The 20123-nt window shown below is 63.9% G+C and carries 21 protein-coding genes and 1 pseudogene; all 22 read right to left on the bottom strand.

From position 1 onward, the window contains the following. Positions 1-3 precede the first annotated feature (3 nt). Positions 4-717, bottom strand: a complete 714-nt coding sequence (locus tag ACYVL5_RS13105; RefSeq protein ID WP_460596021.1) for a CatB-related O-acetyltransferase — start codon at positions 715-717, stop codon at positions 4-6. Positions 718-752: 35 nt separating this feature from the next. Continuing rightward, positions 753-2339, bottom strand: coding sequence for a hypothetical protein (locus ACYVL5_RS13100; RefSeq protein ID WP_460596020.1), 1587 nt, complete (start codon positions 2337-2339; stop codon positions 753-755). 19 nt (positions 2340-2358) lie between these two features. Further along, the gene (locus ACYVL5_RS13095; RefSeq protein ID WP_460596019.1) at positions 2359-3747 is read right to left on the bottom strand and encodes a B12-binding domain-containing radical SAM protein; all 1389 of its coding nucleotides are present in this window, start codon (positions 3745-3747) and stop codon (positions 2359-2361) included. A 2-nt stretch (positions 3748-3749) separates the two neighbouring features. Continuing rightward, positions 3750-4826, bottom strand: a complete 1077-nt coding sequence (locus tag ACYVL5_RS13090; protein ID WP_460596018.1) for a polysaccharide deacetylase family protein — start codon at positions 4824-4826, stop codon at positions 3750-3752. Beyond that, positions 4823-5569 carry a class I SAM-dependent methyltransferase gene (locus tag ACYVL5_RS13085; protein ID WP_460596017.1) on the bottom strand — a complete coding sequence of 249 codons (747 nt, stop codon included), beginning with the start codon at positions 5567-5569 and terminating at the stop codon, positions 4823-4825. The genes ACYVL5_RS13090 and ACYVL5_RS13085 overlap by 4 nt, the downstream gene beginning before the upstream one ends. A 64-nt stretch (positions 5570-5633) precedes the next feature. Next, positions 5634-6809 (bottom strand): UDP-N-acetyl glucosamine 2-epimerase, encoded by a 1176-nt coding sequence (gene neuC, locus ACYVL5_RS13080; RefSeq protein WP_460596016.1) that lies wholly within the window; start codon positions 6807-6809, stop codon positions 5634-5636. Next, complete coding sequence (locus ACYVL5_RS13075; RefSeq protein ID WP_460596095.1) at positions 6802-7839, bottom strand: N-acetylneuraminate synthase family protein; 1038 nt, start codon at positions 7837-7839, stop codon at positions 6802-6804. The genes neuC and ACYVL5_RS13075 overlap by 8 nt, the downstream gene beginning before the upstream one ends. Then, complete coding sequence (locus tag ACYVL5_RS13070; RefSeq protein ID WP_460596015.1) at positions 7839-8561, bottom strand: acylneuraminate cytidylyltransferase family protein; 723 nt, start codon at positions 8559-8561, stop codon at positions 7839-7841. The genes ACYVL5_RS13075 and ACYVL5_RS13070 overlap by 1 nt, the downstream gene beginning before the upstream one ends. Before the next feature lie 8 nt (positions 8562-8569). Continuing rightward, positions 8570-9832, bottom strand: coding sequence for an ABC transporter ATP-binding protein (locus ACYVL5_RS13065; protein ID WP_460596014.1), 1263 nt, complete (start codon positions 9830-9832; stop codon positions 8570-8572). 3 nt (positions 9833-9835) lie between these two features. After that, complete coding sequence (locus ACYVL5_RS13060) at positions 9836-10663, bottom strand: ABC transporter permease (RefSeq protein WP_460596013.1); 828 nt, start codon at positions 10661-10663, stop codon at positions 9836-9838. A 1-nt stretch (position 10664) separates the two neighbouring features. Continuing rightward, positions 10665-11567: a glycosyltransferase family A protein gene (locus ACYVL5_RS13055; protein ID WP_460596012.1), complete on the bottom strand. Its 903-nt coding sequence runs from the start codon at positions 11565-11567 to the stop codon at positions 10665-10667. A 9-nt stretch (positions 11568-11576) separates the two neighbouring features. Then, positions 11577-12044: a hypothetical protein gene (locus tag ACYVL5_RS13050; protein ID WP_460596011.1), complete on the bottom strand. Its 468-nt coding sequence runs from the start codon at positions 12042-12044 to the stop codon at positions 11577-11579. Further along, the gene (locus tag ACYVL5_RS13045; RefSeq protein WP_460596010.1) at positions 12026-12295 is read right to left on the bottom strand and encodes a nucleotidyltransferase domain-containing protein; all 270 of its coding nucleotides are present in this window, start codon (positions 12293-12295) and stop codon (positions 12026-12028) included. Before ACYVL5_RS13045 ends, ACYVL5_RS13050 begins: the two co-directional genes overlap by 19 nt. 49 nt (positions 12296-12344) lie before the next feature. Further along, on the bottom strand, positions 12345-13196 hold the full coding sequence (locus ACYVL5_RS13040; protein ID WP_460596009.1) for a decaprenyl-phosphate phosphoribosyltransferase: 852 nt from the start codon (positions 13194-13196) through the stop codon (positions 12345-12347). Between the two features lie 93 nt (positions 13197-13289). Next, on the bottom strand, positions 13290-14162 hold the full coding sequence (locus tag ACYVL5_RS13035; RefSeq protein ID WP_460596008.1) for an ABC transporter ATP-binding protein: 873 nt from the start codon (positions 14160-14162) through the stop codon (positions 13290-13292). A gap of 22 nt (positions 14163-14184) precedes the next feature. Then, positions 14185-15069, bottom strand: a complete 885-nt coding sequence (locus ACYVL5_RS13030) for a hypothetical protein (protein WP_460596007.1) — start codon at positions 15067-15069, stop codon at positions 14185-14187. Beyond that, the gene (locus ACYVL5_RS13025; RefSeq protein WP_460596006.1) at positions 15069-15860 is read right to left on the bottom strand and encodes an ABC transporter permease; all 792 of its coding nucleotides are present in this window, start codon (positions 15858-15860) and stop codon (positions 15069-15071) included. Before ACYVL5_RS13025 ends, ACYVL5_RS13030 begins: the two co-directional genes overlap by 1 nt. 13 nt (positions 15861-15873) lie before the next feature. Further along, positions 15874-17628 carry a tetratricopeptide repeat protein gene (locus tag ACYVL5_RS13020; RefSeq protein WP_460596005.1) on the bottom strand — a complete coding sequence of 585 codons (1755 nt, stop codon included), beginning with the start codon at positions 17626-17628 and terminating at the stop codon, positions 15874-15876. Between the two features lie 64 nt (positions 17629-17692). Beyond that, a complete protein-coding gene (locus ACYVL5_RS13015) occupies positions 17693-18085 on the bottom strand; it encodes a hypothetical protein (RefSeq protein WP_460596004.1) in 393 nt (130 codons plus the stop codon). 27 nt (positions 18086-18112) lie between these two features. Further along, complete coding sequence (locus ACYVL5_RS13010) at positions 18113-18337, bottom strand: type IV pilin protein (protein WP_250680028.1); 225 nt, start codon at positions 18335-18337, stop codon at positions 18113-18115. Positions 18338-18560: 223 nt separating this feature from the next. After that, positions 18561-19934, bottom strand: coding sequence for a sigma-54-dependent transcriptional regulator (locus ACYVL5_RS13005; RefSeq protein WP_460596003.1), 1374 nt, complete (start codon positions 19932-19934; stop codon positions 18561-18563). A gap of 67 nt (positions 19935-20001) precedes the next feature. Then, a pseudogene (locus ACYVL5_RS13000) lies at positions 20002-20123 on the bottom strand (IS1595 family transposase); the annotation flags it as partial.

Genomic DNA, 20123 nt, shown 5'->3' with positions numbered 1-20123 from the left:
TTATCAGTCCTTGACCTGGTCGAGCAACTCGCGGCTCATGGGGTTAAGAAAGAACTCCCTGTTGCGGAAGATACGGTCGTCGTCCCACTCCCACCACTTCAAGGCCAGCAAGCGGTCGACGATCTCCTCGTCGAAGCGGTACTTGATGACCTTGGCGGGGCTTCCGGCGGCGATGGCGTAGGGGGGGATGGTCCCGGTGACCACGCTGTTGGCGCCGATGACCGCACCGTCGCCGATGACGGCACCGGAAACCACCACCACCTGGGAACCGATCCAGACGTCGTTTCCGATCACGATCGCCCCCCGGGATGCCATGTCCTCGCCTTGATCGCGGCCAAACACGTTGCTCGCAAAGAAGTAGCTGCTGCAGCGGTCGATCCGGTGGTTGTATTCCTGCATCGAGACGTTGCGGGCGATCGAGCAGAAACTGCCGATGGTGACGGGATTGAGCCGGCAGTAGATGTCGATGTTGGGCCCCCACAGGCTGGTGTTGCGGCCCAGGGTAACCTCCACGCCGTCGGCCAGGATGAAGCTCTCCTTGACCACGGAGTTCTTTCCCACGGTGACCTTCCCGTGAAGCTGGGAGCTCACGATCCTCGCGGCCGGATGCACCGAAGCGGCGGCCGAAACGGTGGAAAAGTCCAGGTCCCTGGGGTGGGCAAGCGCCTGCAAGGCCTTGGCAACGAAGCGCCGTACTCTATTAACCAGATCCGCCATGGTACCTCTCGTGGGTGAAACAGGGGATGGTGCCTTCACACGGCCCGCCCGCCGCCAGGGGGCGCCGGTCGGTCGGCACGCTGCCGGATGCCGACGCCATCCAGGAAGGCGCGGATGGCAGCCTCCGACTCCTCCGCAGAGGCGAAGAGGCGGCGGGAGGCGGCAAGACAGCGCGCCGAGTCGATGGTTTCGCTCTCCTTGATCCGTTGAACCAGCTCCTCGGCCGAGCCTGCGGCGAGCATGACGCCCCCCTCGATGAACTCGCGGTACACCACGGCCCCCTCGTCGGTAACGGTCACGGAGGGGAGGCCGAAAGCGAGAGCCTCCAGGGCGCAAGTGGAGCTGCCGGTGATCAGGACCTGGCTGATGGCCATCAGCGACAGGAGCGGCGCCTGGGTTGCCGTCACGAACTCCACTTTGGAGGGGTGGAGGGCCTCCAGGCGCCGGTGGATTATCCCTTTTTCCCCCTCCGGGGTGGCGGGATGCAGGCGCACCAGCCAAAACCAGTCGTCGGGGGACTGGGCTACCGCCTCGGGCACTAGCTCGCTGTAGCGATAGCCGTGCTGGAGGGCAAAGAGGATGACCTTCTTTCCTGCCGCCTGCTTCCTGACCGCGTCGAAGCGGGCGTCGCGGTAGGCCACCGCATGGCTCCGCCAGGCGCTCAACCAGAGGTTGCCGCCGGGGACCGCCTTGCATTGGCTGGCAAAGGCGGGATTGTCGAGCATGACCTTGGTTGCCGGCTCCTCCCCCCAGCACCAGAAGTAGTCGGGCACCAGCTCGAAGGGGGGAGTGATCCCCCTCCCCCAGCCGTCATAGGCGAAATGGCCGATCCCTTGGGCGCCATGCTGCAGGTCCACCGATGCCACCCCCAGGCGGCGGGCGGCCAGGGTGGCGGCCATCACCTCGGCATCGTACCAGCAGACCGAAACGAGGGCCTTGGCCCCTACCTGCTGCAGCCACCGCTGATAGACCAGGCTGCTCCTCTGCAGGGCGCGGATGACCGGTTCGCATTCGCTCCAGCGGTACCGCCTGCCGGCCAGGCGCTCGGCCAAGGAGGCGAAATCCGCGTACCAGGAAGGTTCCGGCAAGGGGGGCAGCTGGGGCGCCTGCAACAACTCCAGCTCCAGCCGGCGCGTGATCCACGCCGAGCGGCGGCACCTCGGCCAGCGCTCTTCGAGCCGCTCCCAGACCAGGGTGGGAACTCCCATCGCCTCCAGGCACTCCGCCAGGGGGTCGGCGTAGATCTCGTAGAGCCCGCCCCCCATCTCCTGGCGTCGCCCCGAGATGGTGAGGATGACGACCTCCCTCCCCGGCGCCAGCAACTCGTCCTGGTGGGGCGCGTCGACCTCGCGCAGCGATGCCAGCTCCCGGTTGAGCCTGAGGGCCTTGAGGCGCCGATTGAGGGACACCGCCGCGGCGCCCAGGAACGGGATGGAGGCTATCGCCTTCCTGAGGTCCACCCCTTCCGGCCCATCACCGGTCCCGCTTTGGCGGGCCACGGCGAGATAGCCGGCGATGACCCGCAGCAGGGGCCATGCATTCCAGTCGTAGAACCGGTACTGCTCGATCGGGTTGGCGATCTCGTAAGCCGAGAGTGCTTTGACGATCTCTTCACTCATCATGGCTTTTTCCCAGGAGGGGTCAGGTCTGCCTGAAGCCCCGAAAACCGGCGTCGGCGGAGAGGTAGAGCCGCTCGGCTTGTTCCACCGTCTGGCGGACGGCGCGGTCGTAGTAGTTGGCGATAAGCTTCTTGTTGGCCTCCAGCAGGGCACGATGGAACTCCTCGTCGCTCAGGTCGGTGAAGTTCACCGCCAGGAGGTCAGAGTTGATGTGCTTGGTCTCGTAGAACTCCTCGCAGTCCTTGAGCAGCCCGTCCGCCATGGCCTGATAGTACAACGGGGAGCCGGGGTACGGGGTCACCGGCCGGATGGTCCGCAACTGCGCGCCGTCGTCGTACTTCAGCAAGAACTCCACGCCCCGGTTGAGCGACTCCAGCGAATCGCCGGGATTGCCGAAGATGATGTTGAAGCCGGGGCTTATGCCGGAGGCGAGCGTGGCCTCGATCCCCGTCACGATCTGGGCGGTAGTCAGGCACTTGTTCATGCGCCGGAGTACCTCGTCGTCCAGGGCCTCGATGCCGTAGTTGATGAAGACGCACCCAGCCCGCTTCATCAGGGCGAGCAGTTCCGGCTTCGCGTAGTTGAGCCTCCCCTGGCAGGCCCACTTCACCTTCATGCCGCTTTTGAGGATCGCTTCCGAAACCTCGGCGGCCCGCGCGGCCGACGATATCAGGAGTTCGTCTGAGAAGTTGAAGTAGTTGATCCCGTAATCGGTGTTGAGAAGGCGCATCTCGTCGACGATGGCTTCCGAGCTCCGGATGCGCAGGCCGTGCTCCATCCGGTAGCAGAAAATGCACTCGAACGGGCACCCCCGGCCGGAGAGAATCGGCATAACGAAGTCGGCGTTGGTCGCGTGCGCGTTCCGTATCAGCCGGTAGTACTCGACCGGGAAGAGATCGTAGGCGGGAAGCGGCAGCGCGTCGATGTCCTGGATCTGCGGACGCCGCTCGTTGACCTGCACGGCGTCGCCGTCCCGGTAGGCGACCCCTGCCAGCCCAGCCAGCGATCTTTTCTCCTTCAGGCGCTGCACAAGCTCGGTGACCGTCTCCTCCCCCTCGCCAATAACGACCGCGTCGGCCTGGGTGCGGCGGAGGAAATACTCCGGCTCCGGCGACGGCCCATGCCCCCCCAGCATGAAGAACGGGCGCCGGCGGGAGCGGTTGACCGCCTCGGCTATCTCGAGCATCTTGCGGTATTGGTAGTACCCTGCGATCACCCCCAGCCCGACAAGGTCAAACTCACGCTCGTCGAGATACGCGGTCAGGGCCGAGGAAGGGGAATGGTGAAGGTCTTGATGGTAGATGGTGACCTGGCACCCCGCCCTTTGGAGCGCCGCCGCGATGTAGGCGGTTCCCTGGGGGAACCAGTGGATGTAGGAGTCGTTGTCGTAGACGACCAGCAGAACTCGCATGCTCAAACCTCTTGGTGAACGGGGGGGACGCTGTCGTCGCCAAACCACCGTCTGGACATGGCCAGCCGTGACGGGTCCAACAGGACCGGCTGCGGCCCCTCGAAGGACAGCGCGGCCCGGGGATGCCCCGGTGCTTCGTTGTTGTTGATCCTCCCCAGCAGCAGGGGGTGCCGTGCGACGTCGCGGTTCAAGCACATCTCCATGGTGAAACCGAAGCGCGCCCCCTGCGCCTTTGCCAGTTGGGCGACCTGCAGCGACACCGACTCCCGGTACCCGAAGGGATAGCTGATACAGGAAGGTGCGCGGCCGGTGATCTCCTCCAGCAAAGCGGAGCAGAGCGCGATCTCCCGCCGGGCCTCGGCCTCGGCTAGGGAAGCCAGCGAGCGGTGACTGTGACCGTGCATGCCGATCGCCTGGAAGCGCCCCTGCAATTCCCTCACCTCGGACGCCGACAGGTAAAACCAGCGGCAGAACTCTCCCTCGTCACACTGCTCGCCAAAGAGCTGGTCGACAATGCCGACCGAGGTGGCGGTGTCGAGGAAGAAGTTGAGCAGGAACTTCACCGCCCGGGCCGGCGGCTCGTCGTAGGGGTAGTAACCGGGCGGAACTTCGAGCCGGTCCGGGTCGGCCAGCACAAGGCCGAACTTCTCCGCCGCGACCTCGCGCACCCGGGAGAGAAACTGGCCGGGAGCGACCACGGAACGCAGATAGTGGAGCTTGTGGATGAAGCAGGCGCGCCCCTCGGCGAGCGGCGCGGTGTTCACGAAACAGATGAAAGGGATCTGCTTCCCTTCCAGGATGGGAACCGCCTCCGCGAACTGCTCCTTGAGGCCGTCGTCGAAGGTGATCACCGCGGCGTTGCGGGGAAGCTCCCCTTCTCCGAGGGCAGCCTTTTCCAGCTCGCCGGCGCCGACGAATTCGAGGTGGCGCCCCAGCAGGTCGACCTGCTCTGCGAACTCACCGGGGGTGATCCCTATGATCCCCGGATAGGGGTAGCGGTGAGCGCTCCCCAGGTAGTGGTAGTTGACCGCCAACAGGAACGGTTGGCCGTTCCGCGGCCGGTGCCGGGGGAGGTTCATCGCGGGTCCTTGGCCACCTCGAACAGCACGTGGTAGAGGCTGATCTCCATGTTCAGGCCGTTCCAGAGCATCCGCCTTCCATCCGGGCCCGGCACGGTCCACGACCTCATCGGGTTCTCCTCCCTGCGGGGAATGTCGAAGGGCATCTCATGCTTGACGAAGCGATGCGATGCCACCTCGGGGTGCCTATCCAGGAAGGCGGCCACCGAGGCCAGAGCGAACTTGTTCCAGCCGGCGATCGGGAGATCGCTCCCCGCCACCCGGTACCGGATCAGGAGGTCGATGGGCTCCTCGTTGAGGAGGATGACGTTGAGGCAGCGGCCGCCATGCCTGGTGACCCGGATCATTTCCGACAAAGAGGGGCGGAAGTCGTCGAAGATATGGGTGACGCCGAACGAGGTGGCAAAATCGAAGGTGGAGTCGGGGATGCCGGTAAGGTTGTTGATATCGCCGCAGGCACTCTCGATGCGGTGTCGGGCAAGGAAATCGCAGCTGGTGGCCACCAGCTCCTCGTTGTACTCAACGCAGCTCAGCCGAATGGCCGCATTGATGGAACGGACGTAGTAGGCAAACTCGCCGGTGGCTGCCCCAAGATCGACGAGCGACCTTTCGGCATCGACCGCCGGCGGCGAGGCGAGGCCGAGGAGCTCGGCAGCCTGCTTGAACATCTCCTTGGTGTCCCGGTAGCGGTTCTCATTCAGATAGATGGCGCTGTCCACGGCAGGACGGTAGTCGTTCCCCATAGGCTCCTCGTGACCGGCGGCGCCGGCCAATGGTTTGGGTTGTGCGGACGATGGCACGGTGGCCTCACCCGGCGCAGGGGACGGCAGGAATTGCGGCGCTTTCCACCATGGCGACCTCTCCCCGGTCCACAAAGTACTTCTGCAATTTCACCCGCCAGATACCTTCGTCTTTCATGATGGCGAGGAACTGGTCCCGGCTGGTGCCGTTACCGAAGTGCTCGGTCGCGGTCCTCGGCACCCGGTCGATCCCGTCGATGGCGGCGAGGATCTCGGCGGCCGATTCCCGGCAGTTGACGATGGTTTCGCAGGCGAAGCGGCCGTTTTGGCGGCTGCCGATGTTGATGCTCGGGATGCCGTAGAAGGGAGCTTCCCGCACCCCGGCGCTGGAGTTGCCGATCATGAACTGGGCGTGCTTCAAAAGCACCAGGAAGGCCTCGAAGCGGACCGAGGGGAAGACCCGGAAACGAGGGTTAGCCCTCAGAGCCTCCAGTTCCTCGATAATCAGTTCGGAACCCGGGTCGTTGTTGGGATAGATCGCCACGAAGTTCTTGTTCGAGGCGGTCAGGGCCTGAGAGATCTCCTGCAGGTTACTGATGAGGTCATGCAGGCTGGTGGTGACCGGGTGGTAGGCGAAGATGCCGTAGGTGTCGAAGCCGATCTCGTAGTGGTCCTTCACCGCGTGCAGGGCCGGAAGGGCGGCCGACGTCATCAGGTCGAGGTCCGGTGAACCGATGATGAAGATGTTCTCCGGGTGCTCTCCCATCTGGAGCAGCCGCTGCCTGGCCCGATCGTTGGCGACAAAGTGGATGTGGGCAAGCTTGGAGACCGAATGCCGGATCGACTCGTCGATGGTGCCGGAGACCTCGCCCCCTTCGATGTGGCTGACCAGGAGGTTGTTGAAGGCGCCGACGATGGCCCCCGCCAGGGCCTCGGCACGGTCGCCGTGGATGACCAGCATGTCCGGCTTGAGAAGCTCGATGTAGTTCGAGAGCCCCTGCACGGTATTGGCGAGGATGCTCCCCATGTCGTCGTTGGACTTCTGGTTGATGAACCGGTAGATGTTCTTGAAGCCGCACTTCTCCACTTCCTCGCCGGTGTTGCCGTACTTGGGAAGCACGTGCATCCCGGTCACGAAGACGTGCACCTCGAAGGCGGGGTCGTCGTCGAGCGCGTGCATCAGCGATTTCAGCTTGCCGAAATCGGCGCGGGTGGAGGTGAGAAAGAGGATCTTCCTAGCCATGGCTGATCTTTCCCCAGGTGAGCTGCTCGTTCACCCTGATGGCGGCGGCGGCCTTTCTCCCCAGAAGCGACCGGTAGTCGACGGCCTTGATCTCGCCGGTCCCGGGGCGCTTCACCCAGATGTTGTCCCTGGAGAGCTCCTCTCCGGCCGCGATGTCGCGGATGGCCACCACACAGGCGTAGGCGAAGTCGATGGTGGGCTGCTCCTCGGCCAGGATCCCCTTGCTCCCGCCGCGGGCGAGGAAGATGGCGCGGCTTCCGGCGATCAGCTCGGCCAGGTCGTCGGGGTCCATGGAAATCTCGATGTCGGGCCCCGGCCAGCTCTTGTCCGAGGTGAAATGGCGTTCCAGGAGGGAGGCCCCCAGCGCCACGGCGCCCAGGCAGGGGTAGTTGCTCAGGGAGTGGTCGGAAAGGCCGATCACCGCGTCGGGGAAGGCGTGCTGCAGGTCGGCGAGGGCTCCCAGGCGGACCTTCTCGTAGGGGGTCGGGTACATGCTCGTGCAGTGCATCAGGGCGAAAGGAACCCGGTGCCGCCGCAGGATCTCAACCGCCCGGCCGATGCTGGCCAGGTCGTTCATCCCGGTGCTCAGGATGACCGGCTTGCCGAAACCGGCGATGTGCTCGATGAGCGGATAGTTGTTGCACTCCCCGGAGCCGATCTTGTAGGCGGCCACCCCCAGCCTTTCCAGCCGATCGGCCGCCGCGCGCGAAAACGGGGTGCTCAGGTAGATCATCCCCTTGGACTCGGTGTACTCCTTGAGGCGGAGGTCCTCCTCCTCGGTCAGCGCGCAGCGCTCCATGATCTGCCAGATCGATTCGGTCGCGTTCCCCGGCACCACGTCGTTGGGCACCATCTCGTCCTCTATGACGTGGGCCTGGAACTTCACGCACTCGCACCCCGCGGCATGGGCATCGTCGATCATCCGCCGGGCCTTCTCGACGTCCCCCTCGTGGTTGATGCCGATCTCGGCCAACACCAGCGGGGGATGGTCCGGCCCCACGGCTCGGCCGGCTATCCGTATGCAGTTCATCACGGTGATTCTCCCTTCCCCTGCCGGCGGGTCAGCAACAGATCGGCCAGCAGCAGATCGAATTCGGTGTCGATGTCGAGGGACCGCTCGGCGGGCATGACCAGGGGGCGGGTCGCCGGCGGGTAGAAGGTCTTCTCCCTGATCAGCACCTCGCTCTTGATCAGGTAGATCGCGCCGTTTAACCGGTAGATCTCTTCGGCCTCCTGGCGCCTGGCCAGCCGCTCGCCGGCCATCCAGGGGACCAGAAGCCCCCCGTCGTCCACCCTGCGTAACCACTGCACCGGGCGCTCGTTGGGGGTGACGCTCACCACGGCATCGGCGTCACAGGCCGCCTGCAGCCTGACGGCCTCGTCGATGTCGGCGGGGGTCCGCAGGGGGGAGGTCGGCTGGAGCAAAAGGAGCAGCCGGGGGCGGTACCCTTCCCGCTCCTCCAGCCACCGTAGGGCGTGCAGGGCCACCGCTTCCGAGCCGGCGGTGTCCCCGGCAAGCTCGGCCGGGCGCAGAAACGGCACCTCGGCACCGTACCCGGCACTGACCGAGGCGATCTCCGCATCGTCGGTGGAAACCAGCACCCGCAGTTGGTGCGACGATTCCCGGGCCGCCTCGATGCTCCAGGCGATCAGGGGCTTCCCGCCGACCGGGCGGATGTTCTTGTACGGCACCCCCTTGGAGCCGCCGCGGGCGGTGATGAGGGCGATAATGTCGGGGGCGGCTTTGTCCATCGGGTGCCTCAACTTAAGGGGGATGCGTCCTGCTGCCACTTGAGAGGGAGATAGATGTGCCCGGGGCGGGAGGTCCTCACCCCGTGCAGGTCCTCGACCTCGAAGGTCACCGCGTCAATGCAGGCATCCACCGTCCCGGTGGGGGGACGGCCGATGTAGGCGGAAATACCATAGCGCCCCGGCGCGAGCAGGGGGGCGGGGATGGTTACGGTGGCCGAGACCTCACCCGCCGCGGAGAAGCTTGCCGACCCACCGTGGTCCCGGCTGTCGGAGAAGAGGACGTACTCCCCCTTCAAGTCCTTGACCGCCAGTACCGCATACCCGCCGGGGAGGTCACTCTGCAGCCGGCAGTCGACCTGCACGGCCAACTGCTCGTCGACCCCGACCGGGCCGCTCAGGGGGGTACCATCCCCCTTGCAGATGCGGATGCCGGTGACCTGGTGCGCCTTGCCCGGGTCGGGGAGCCGTTTGGCCGAGGTCGCGGCCGAAGAGAGCGCCGCATCGAGGTAGGCCTTGGTCACGGTGCCGACGTCGCCGTCGACGGCGACCTTCCCCTCGCTGAGCAGGATGGCGCGCCCGCACAGCCGGTTGATGGCCCCCATCTGGTGGCTCACGAAGAGCACGGTCCGCCCTTCCCTCCCAACCTCTTCCATTTTCCCCAGGCATTTCTGCTGAAACTGGGCATCGCCCACCGCCAGCACCTCGTCCACCACCAGGATCTCCGGCTCGAGATGGGCGGCGACGGCAAAGGCGAGGCGGACGTACATGCCGCTCGAGTAACGCTTGACGGGGGTGTCGAGGAACTTCTCGATCTCGGCGAAGTCGACGATCTCGTCGAATTTGCGCCTGATCTCCCCCCTCCCCATCCCGAGGATGGCGCCATTTAGGTAGATGTTCTCGCGTCCGGTAAGCTCGGGGTGAAAGCCGGTCCCCACCTCGAGAAGACTCGCCACCCTCCCCCTGATGCGGACGCTCCCGGCGGTCGGCTCGGTGATCCGACTCAGGATTTTCAACAGGGTGGACTTGCCAGCGCCGTTTCTGCCGATAATGCCGATCCGCTCCCCCTGCCCGACCTGGAAGGAGACCTCTTTGAGGGCCCAGAACTCCTCGGTGCGCGAAGGAGCCGCGGAGTGCCTCCCGGCCAGCCGGCGCCCAAGCGACCGGGCCCCTTCGGCCAGTACGTCGCGAAGCGCCACGTAGGAGCCCTGTCCTGCCTGGTGGGTGAGCAGGTACTTCTTCCCCAGGTTGTCGACACTGATCACGGTCGGCATCGGCTACACCACGTCCGCGAAGGTTCGTTCCATGCGGCGAAAGTAGATCACGCCGCCCGCCAGGATGGCCAAGACCAGTAAACCCGACAGCAAAAAGCCGGTCCACTGGACCGGGAATCCTTCCCCCAAAAGGGCCCAGCGGAAGCCGTCGATCACCCCGACCATCGGGTTGAGAAAATACCATAGCCGCCATTTCTCCGGCACGATGGAGCTGGAAAAGCCGACCGGGGAGATGTAGAGGCCGAACTGCACCAGGAAGGGGACCACGTACCGGAAGTCGCGGTACTTCACGTTGAGCGCGGCGAACCAGAGCCCCATCCCGAGCGAGGCGGCGAGTGCCATCAAAAGGAACAGCGGGACCAGCACGATCCTCGCGTCGGGGACGAAACGGTACCAGGCCATGATCCCCCCCAGGATGACGCAGGAGATCGCGAAGTCGACCAGGCTCACCACCACCGCCCCCGCCGGCACGATCAGCCGCGGAAAGTAGACCTTGGTGAGGAGGTTGGCGTTGTCGATCAGGGAGTTCGCGCACTCGGAAAGGGAGTTCGCGAAGAACTGCCAGGGGAGCATGGCGGCGTAGACCATGACCGGATAGGGAACCCCGTTGGAGGGGAGCTTGGCGAGCTTGCCGAAGACCACGGTGAACACCAGCATGGTGGCCAGCGGACGGATGACGCTCCAGGCGATCCCGATGGCGGTCTGCTTGTAGCGGACCAGGATGTCCCGCCAGGCGAGGAAGAGAAAAAGCTCCCGGTAACGCCAGAGATCGCGCCAGTAGTTGAGCTCCCCCATCCCGGGGCGGATGACGATCTCACGCTGTTCGTTCATGTCAGCCGTACTGGAACTCCTTTTTCCTGAACAAAGACGAGATCACCCCGCCGATGAAGCCCAGGCCAAAGCGCCCCATCTCGCGGTTCTTCCTCCCCGGCAAGAGGTACAGCGGCGCGTGGCGTGAGCAGTTGGCGAGCACCAGGAGCCAAAGGGGCCACGAGTAGCGCCCCTTCAGGCGATAGAAGGACTGGCCGACCGCCATCGGCTTGCGGAAGTTGCCGACCAGAAGCGGCGGATGGTAGTACTGGAGCCGGTGCGAGTTGACGCTTTTCGCGCCGGCCACCAGGAAGCGGACCACGAACTCGACGTCTTCCTGGCCGATGAAGGCGGACATGAAGCCCCCCAGCCGGGCGACGATCTCGCGGCGGTAGGCGGTGCAGCGGCTGGTCATGAAGAACTCGTCGTGATGGTGGTAGCGCCCCTTCACCAAGGAAAAGCTCGCCCCCCCGCGCGGTACCACGGCGGCCGCCTCCGGATGCGCGTCGAACTCGGCGAGGAGGGTGGAGAGGAAGTCGGGCTGCAGCAGCACGGTGTCGTCGTCGAGAAAGAGTAGGTACTCGCCGCGGGAGGCCGCCACGCCGTGGTTTCTGGAGTACCCCATGGAGCCGAAATTCCTGTCGAGCGGTGCGTAGACCACCGGGAGCCGGTCCGAGAACTCCTCGGCCATCCTTTTCCCCGCCTCGGTCCCGGCGCGGTCTTCCACGAGCACCACCTCGAACTGGTCGGCCGCAAGGTCCTGCTGGGCAAGCGAATGGAGGATCCCGGCCAGAAGGTCGAGCCGGCCGTAGAAGTTGATCACGCAGGAAAGCCTGATCCCGTCGCGGGCGGGGGGAACCTCGCAGTCGCCCCTAAGGTCGAAGGGGAAAAGCCGGTATGTCGATTTGAGCAGCGCCTGTCGCATCCCCGCTAGCTATGCCTCTCCACTGCGAAAATACCTTTCACTGTAACGGTGCACCCGCTCCACGCAGTCGAACAGGTCCGGCACCATGGCCACGGCCGCACGGTAAATCTCGTCGATGCCGCCATCGGGCTCTACGTACTCGTGGGAAATCCTGTTTCTGAGCTTGCGGATCTCCACGAAGGTGACCGCCGACGCTATCAAGCCCTTTTTTTCGGCGCGGTTGATAGCGTCACGGACGGACTCCGGCGCGCTCTCCAGGTCAAGCAGATCAATGATCTTTATGGCCTGCTTCACGATGAGGTCGGAAAGCCGGGCGAATTTGGAGGTAAGGGATTCGAAGCGGTCCCGCTCCTCCTCGTCGTACACGGCCTTTACGCCGATGCGGCGGCAGATCTCGTAAGAGTAGCGAAGCGTGTCGCTTGCCCTGCGAAGCTTGGCCAGCAGGTCGGCAAGATAGTTCAGTTCGTCTTCTGACAAAGTCTGATCGCCCCCTTGGCGAGGATCATTTTGGCGAAGGCGCTCATAGCGCTCTTGCCGGTCAGTACCAGGTCGATCTTCTGCTCTTCGAGGTGGCGGAAGATTTCTTCACGAATGTCTTCCACCCTCCCCCTTGCAAGCAGATCGGAGCGGATCAGGATGTCTATGTCCCCGCCTCTCTTACTGTCGTCGGTCCGCGAGCCGAAGAGGTACACTTCCGCGGCGGGATCGAACTGATGGACCGAGGCCACTATGACATCCTTTTCGAAAGAAGAAAGCCTCATACGGTTCCCGATACAGTCAGTAGCCGGCGTAGACGCCCCATCCTACCATAGCAGCCCATAAAACCCCCACAATAAAAAGGGGAAGGTCCTTCAACAGCGACTCGGTGGGATCCCCCCCTTCCCCGCTCTGGACCCGCAGGATGAAGCGCAACAGGCCGAAACAGCAGAGGGGGACCGTGTAGACCAGGGCATGGCGCAGGATCACGTACTGGGTGTAGGTGACCAAGACGGCGCCGCCGGTCATGTACATGGCTCCCGGCAGAAAGCCGTCCGGATAGGACAGCAGCGACTTTCGGTGCTCGCCGGCCTGTTCCCCGAGGCTCTGCTTCTCGCCCAGCCGCTTCCCGGTGGCGAGGAAGAGCGCCAGGAGGAAGACGGAAAGAAACAGCCAGTGGGAGATCTCGATCCCGAATGCCTCTCCCCCCGCCTCCAGCCGCAGCAGGAACCCCGAGGCGATGCAGAAGAGATCGACCACCGGCAGCTCCTTCAATTTCAGCGAGTAACAGGCGGATACCACGAGGTAGGCGAGCAGAAGGAGCACAAAGGTGGTCGAGACCCCGACGGCAAGATAGAGCCCCGCCGCGAGGCAGATCGCCCCGAGAACCGATGCGGCCCAGACCGGGACGGCCCCGGACGGGATCGGCCGCCCCTTCTTGCGCGGGTGGTGGATGTCCCGGTGGCGGTCCAGAAGATCGTTAAGGACATAGGTGGAACTGCTGGCGAGGCAGAAGGAGAAAAACGGAAGCGCCCCCCTTTGCACCATGCCGTGCTGAAGGATGGCCCCCCCGAGAAAAGGAGGGAAGTAGAGCATCAGGTTTTTCAACCACTGGGCGGGACGCAGCAGTTTGAGATAGGCGGTTATCTTCAACAGTCGTGATGCCTCGCTTGGCGGTTTTCGCGGCCCAGTATGCCACAGCGCGGGAATCTTGCGCAAGCGCCAAATTCCTGAAGAGACTACGGTTTAACCGTTCTTCCCCTTGATGATGTCGAGGAAGAAGTCCTCGAGGCTCTTTCTTCTCGGCTCGATCAGGGTGACCTCCCCCCCCTTGTCCCGCACCGAGGCGAGGGCGCCGGAGAGCTCGTCCTTGGGGACGTAGAGCTCGGAGGTGGCCCCCTCCTTCTCCCGCAGGGTGAGGTGGTAGCCGATCACGCCGCGGGTCATGATGTCTTCCACCCGCTCCACGCTCTGCAGCTCCCCCTTCAGGATGATCCCCACCCGGTCGCAGACCGATTCGACGTCGGCGATGATGTGGGTGGAGAAGAAGACGCACTTCCCGCGCTTCTTGAGATCGATCATGATCTCCTTGACGAGCGCGCGCCCCACCGGGTCGAGGCCGCTCATCGGCTCGTCGAGGATGCAGACGTCGGGGTCGTGGATCAGCACCTGGCCAAGCCCCACCCGCTGCACCATCCCCTTCGAGTAGCCGCGCATCGGGCGCCGGCGGGCCTCCCAAAGCTCGAGCTGCTTCAGCACCTCTTCGCTTCTTTTGGCGAGGAGCTCGGGTTCCAGGCCGAAGGTAGTCCCCACGAAGGCCAGGTACTCCTCCGCGCTCAGGTAGTCGTAGAAGGCCGGGTTCTCCGGGAGGTAGCCGACCCGGCGGCGGGCCTTGGGGGAGGAGATGTCGATCCCCATGATGCTGGCGGAGCCGGCGGACGGTTCGATGAGACCCATGAGCGTCTTGATGGTGGTGCTTTTGCCGGCCCCGTTGGGACCGAGAAAACCGAAGATCTCGCCCTGCCCCACGGTCAGGCTCAGGTTCTTGAGTGCCTCCACGCGGGTGAAGCGCTTGCCTTTGAAGGTCTTTGAGAGGCCGGAAATTTCTATCGCGTTCATCGATTACCCTCTGTGCGTGTGGTCATTTCTTCTTTTTAACCGGGTAGGCCAGGTTGCTGGTGGTCTTCACCGTCCCGTCGGCGGCGAGGTAGAAGGTGCCGCCGTAGGGGTCCTTGGGGATCTCCTTCAGGTACCCCGCGTACAAGAGCTGCTCGACCGAGCCCGCCGGATGCCCGGTGGCACGCCGGAAGGCGTCCCGGGCCATGTCGATCGCCCGTACCGCCTCCAGGGCCTTGAGCCTCGTGGTGAGCGACTCCCACATCACCTTGTTCTTGGCCCCCTTGGCCATGGTCTTCAAGTAGGCGATGGCCAGGTCGTTTTGCCCCGACTCGTTGAGGTAGCGGCCGGCCAGGTTGATGAAGAGCTCGTTGCCGGAGAGCTCCCCCGCCTTCATGTAGTACTTGGCGGCCATCGGGTAGTCCTTCAGGAAGTAGCCGTAGTTGAAGCCGGCGAAAAAGGGGAGGTACCAGTCCCAGCTCCGGTACTTCATGCCGTAGTCGATCAGGTTGTTGGCGAGCTTAACCTGGTCGACGTCCCAGACCAGGATCGCCTGGGCGAAGTAGTAGGCGTCCATGTTGTACGGGTCGAGCTGGACCGCGCCGTGCAAAAGCCGCGACATGGACTGGAAGTCGGGGGGGGGGTTGACCTTCCCCTTCTCCTTCCCCAAAAGCCCCCCGAAGTACATGAGGACGTCGAGGATGAGCCCCTCGGCGACCACCTGTTTCTGATCGGCCGCGATCACCCGCAGCACCTCCACCCGCGGCAGGGTCCCGAGCTTCTCCACGAACGGCTTGTTGCGCATGTAGCTCGCAAAGGGGCCAATGAGCGCCCCGTAGCAGGCGATGAAGAGGCAGGTCACCGCGAGCGGGCGGGCCAGGCGGCTAAGCCCTCGATTCCCGGCGGCCATCACTTCATTTCCCTTTTGGAGAAGACGATGGCGGCCACCGAGAGAAGGACCGCCGCGTAGACCACGAGGTAGCAGACGGTCAAAACGATCCCTCCGGCGTTGAGCGGGACACCGTAGATGGCGTTCACCTTGAGATCGAAGGCGCTGAAGTTGGGGAGGACGTAGTAGAGCGCGGTGGCGACCTGGCGCACCAGGGGGGAAAGCACCTGGCCTGCGGAGGAATGGACGTAGTCGTACACCTGCTGGCTCGCGCTCCCCACCAAAAAGGCGGAGATGGTCCCGAAGATCGGGAGGAAGAAGGAGGTGCTCACCGTGGAGAAGAGAACGGCGACCGCCAGAAGGAGGATGTACTTGAAGGCGTCGAACAGCACGCAGAGGTAGATGTTGTTCCAGACCACCGGGCGGTCGGGGGGGAAGTTACCCGCCACGATGGTGACCACCACGCTGGCCACGAAGCCGAGCAAGACGGCGGTGATGAGCAAAAAGAGCGCCACCCCGAAAAAACGCCCGAGCAGGTAGCTGGTCCTGGTGATGGGGAGGGAGAGGACGCTGTAGGTGTAGCGTCTTTCCATGTCCTTCCAAAGCGAGGTCCCGCCGAGGAAGACCGCCAAAAGCAGGAGGATGAAAGAGATGAGCGACAGCGACAGGGTGATGGAAAGCTCGGTCACCTGCCTCATGGAAAGCTGGCTTATGCTCGGGATCAACGGCAGCAGCAGAGCCGCCATCAGGATACCGTGGAATACGCGGTCACGGAAGATGCCTTTGACCGTGATGCGGACAATGTCGAACATGGGTGCTAGCTCCTTAAGGTGAAGTGCGGTTGGCGAGTTTCTGGGCAAGTTTCAGGGCCGGCTGCCGGTAGACCGCGTTGGCCGGGGCCCTGGCCGCGGCGGTCGCGAAACATTCCCTGGCCAGCGCATCCTGGTGTTCGGCCAGGTGGATGATGCCGAGCCGGTACTGGTAGAACGGGTCACCGGTGATCTGGTACAGCCGGGTGAGAAGCCGCACCGACTTCGGGTACAGCTTCGCGCTTTGCCGTTTGTCCTTCTGGACCTTCAGGTCGTACACGGCGAGCAGCCGGCGGATGATGTCGGCCTCGTGCTTGCCCGGCTCGGCCAGCGCCTTCTCGAGCACGGCCTGGCCGGCGTCGAGGTCCCCCTTCCTGATCTCCACGGTCGCCTTGGTCATCAGGCCGTACTGGTAGTTGATGAGCGAGGCGGGGGTCTCCATGGAGCTCAGGACGCCGGTCGCCTTGCGGGTCTCACCGCGGTCGTAGAGGGCGATGGCGATCTCGTTTTGGGCCGGCACGAAGCCGGGGGACTTCTTGAGGGTATCCTGGAATAGGGCCAGGTTGTCCTGCCAGAGCATGGTCCGGGTGGCGGTCCCCCAGACGGCGATACCGAGCAGGGCAAGGAAAAGGATGCTCACCCCCTTCCGGTGCCGGCCGGCGAAGGGGAGGCTCTCCACCCCGAACACGCATCCCAGGGCGAAGAAGGCGCTCGGCACGTACAGGTACCGTTCGGCGAGCGGGGTCCAGGTCAGGTTCAACAGGGGGACCAGGAGGGCCGAGCAGGCGACCGCCAGCGCACAGAGGAAAAAGTACGCGGTCAAGGTCCGCCGCCTCAGCAGCCAAAGCCCCAACAGGCAGACCGCCACGCCGACCGGGAGATAGAGGTCGGAGACGTGGATGATGCCGAAATTGAGCGGAAAGGGGACGAACAGCTTCTTCAGGTAAAAGCCCGCCGCCTTGAAAACCAGCCGTGCGTTGACCGCGGCCCCCGCGCTGTCGTGCCCGGCCACGTGGGTCACCACCCGGGCCACCCCCGCGTCGCGGCTGTGGGAGCCGATCCGCCGGAAGACGAAGAATCCGATGCCGGTGGAGAGCATGACCAAAAGGTGCGGCCAGTTGCGCAGGAGGGCCTCCCGCAGCGGGATCCGCCCCCCCCCCTTCCCCGAAAGGAAAAAAGGGAAGATCAGGGCCGCGGGCAGGAAGAAGATCGAGGTTTCCTTGACCAGGCAGGCGGCCAGGATCGACAGGGCGCCGAGCACGCTCGCGGCCGGCGCGACTCTGGAGGGTTCGGCCGGCTTCAAAAGGAAAAAGAGCGAGGCCAGGATGAAGATGCAGGCCAGCGGGTCGGTCCGTCCGGAGATCCAGTTGACTGATTCGGTGTTGATCGGGTGGAGGGCGAACAGAAGTGCCGCGGCCAGGGGAACCAGGGGAGAGGCGATCGCCAGGCGGGCCGCCACCCGGCGGGCCACCGCCAGCAAAAGGAGGGCGTTCACCAGGTGGAACAGCACGTTCTCCAGGTGCATGAAGCTCTCCTGCAGCCCCCACAGGTACTTGTCGGCCATGAAGGAGAGGAGCAGCAGGGGGCGGAAGTAGACGGCCCCGGGGGTGAAGATGTCCCGCAGGTTGAAAGAGTCGGTATTAAGCAGGTAGGTGATGGTGCCGGGATCGTCGATCGAGTTGATGGGGGCGAAGATGGCCGGGTAGTAGACCCCCAGGACGACAAGCACCACAAGCAGCACGCTGGTCCGCGCAGTTATCCGCTCTTGCATGAATTACCCGAAAAAAAAGCGGGATGCCGAGGCATCCCGCCGACGTACGTTGGGAACGGCTTGCTTACATCGAGCTCCAGGAGGAGAACTCGGTGGAGTCGGACTTGGTCGGAAGGGTCTCGACGGCGGTGCCGACGTTGGTCACGTCCTTGTAGTAGACGGAGGTGGAGTCGTAAGCGGTGCCGAAGGCGCGGTTACCGGACTTGTGCTGGGTAGCCATGGCGTAGCCGTTGGCGGAGGTCAGGGCACCCAGGCCGACGCCGGTGGAGGTCTTGCCGATCAGCACGGTCGAGGTGGAGGCGGTGGTGATGTCGCCGTACAGGGAGGCGCCGGTCTTGGAGGCCGGGTCGGCGAGGTTGGAATCCATGGTCACGCCGGCGCCCGGGCCGTAGCTCCCTGCGTAGGCGATGCCGCCGAGAACGAGTGCGAAAGCGGAAAGTGCAATAATCTTTTTCATAGAGATGTTCTCCTCTTTAGTTAGTGATTACTGGTACAGCAGGCTGCCAGGGTACTGCTGCTTGTCGGCCATGAACGCTTCCATACCGGTCTTCATGTTCTTGAGGTCGGCGTTGGCGGCGGAGTTGTAGGCCTTGGCGCGGTAAGAGGAGAACTGCGGGATCGCGATGGCCGCCAGAATACCGATGATGGCGACGACGATCAGGAGTTCGATCAGGGTGAAGCCTTTGCTGCTTCTGAGTTTACGTAACATGTAGTTTCTCCTTTCGTTCGTGTTGTTGCACTGGATTGATACGGCAAGTTTGGTGATTGAAAGATCACGACAAGACGAACAAACGTAGAGCAAGTTGCAGGCCAAAAAGATTAAACGCGATAACTAACCGTTTTTACGAAAGTCGCCGAAAAAGAGCCCGAAAACGGCACCTCTCTCATTAGTAACAGGGACAAAATTAGTCCCCGAGCGGTGACGTTTTTTGTCACTCGTCGTCCATGCCGAACTTGGCCAGCCGGTAACGGAAGGAGCGGAAGGTCATCCCCAGGAGGGCGGCCGCCTTCTTCTTGACCCCGCCGCACTTCTCCAGCGCCTGGACCAGGAGCTTTTTCTCCAGCCCGTCGAGGTAGGCCTGCAGGTCCATCCCCCCGTCGGGGATGGCCAGCTCGTTGGCCGGCGGGGTCGGGATCCGGTACTCCCGGACGCTGGGCGGGAGGCACTCCCGGTTGATCACCCGGCTCCCGAGCACCACGCAGCGCTCCACCAGGTTCTCCAGTTCGCGGACGTTGCCGGGGAAGGGGTAGTTGAAGAGGGCGTCCAGGGCATCCGGAGTGATGATGTCGCCGGTCCCGGACCAGAGGGCGAACTTCTTGTAGAAGTGCTCGACCAGCACCGGGATGTCCTCGATGCGCTCCTTCAAGGAGGGCATGCGGACCTGGACCACGTTGAGGCGGTAGAAGAGGTCCTCGCGGAAGGTCCCCTCCCGCACCTGCTCCTCGAGGTTGCGGTTGGAGGCGGCCACGATGCGGACGTCGGCCCTCAAGGGGGCGCCCCCCCCTATCCTTCTGAACTCGCGCTCCTGCAGGACCCTAAGGAGCTTGGCCTGCAGCTGCAGCGGCACCTCCCCGATCTCGTCGAGGAACAGGGTACCTCCCTCGGCCTGCTCGAAGAGGCCGGGCCGGTCGGAAGTGGCGCCGGTGAAGGCCCCTTTCATGTGGCCGAAGAGCTCGCTTTCGATGAGGGTGTCCGGAATGGCGCCGCAGTTGACCGCCACGAAGGGGAGGGCCTTGCGGCGGCTGTTGTAGTGGATGGCGCGGGCGGCCAGCTCCTTGCCGGTGCCGCTCTCCCCCATGATCAGCACGTTGGCCATGCTCTCGGCCACCTTGCCGATCAGGTCGTAGACCTCCTGCATCTTGCGGCTCTTGCCGACCAGCCCGCTGAAGCTGAAGCGCTCCTGGACCTCCGCCTTGAGACGCTTGTTCTCCACCACGAGGCTCCGCTTCTCGAGGGCGTTTTTCACCAGCACCTTGACCTCCTCGACCTTGAACGGCTTGGAGAGGTAGTCATAGGCGCCGAGCTTCATCGCCTCGACCGCCTGCTCGGAGGTGGTGAAGGCGGTGATCATGAGGACGGCGGTGTCGGGGGCCTGGGCCTTGATGGACGCCAGGAGATCGATGCCGGAGAGTCCCGGCATGCTGACGTCGGAGAGGACCATGTCGTAGCTCTCCCGGGCCAGGAACTGAAGCGCCTCCTCGGCGCTCTCCGCCTGGTCGACCCGGTATCCCTCCCCTTCGAGAAGGATGGCAAGAAACTCCCGCATGCTGAGTTCGTCGTCAACGACCAGAATGTGCGTGTTCATAGTGCCTCGTAGATTTAAGACTGTTCTAGGTTCTAGGTTCTATGTTCTAAGTTAAAAGTCTTCCTGATTAGCGCCAATCTTCCGCTAGGCGTAACCACCGCTCTGGTCGGCTGCCAGTCCGGGCAGCGGCAGCAGCGAGGCGGGGAAGCATAGCAGCAAGATCGAAACGACGGTTAAAGCGGTACTGAT

The organism is Geomonas sp. Red276 (genome assembly GCF_054784495.1).
This window is presented reverse-complemented; position numbering and strand designations above follow the sequence as displayed.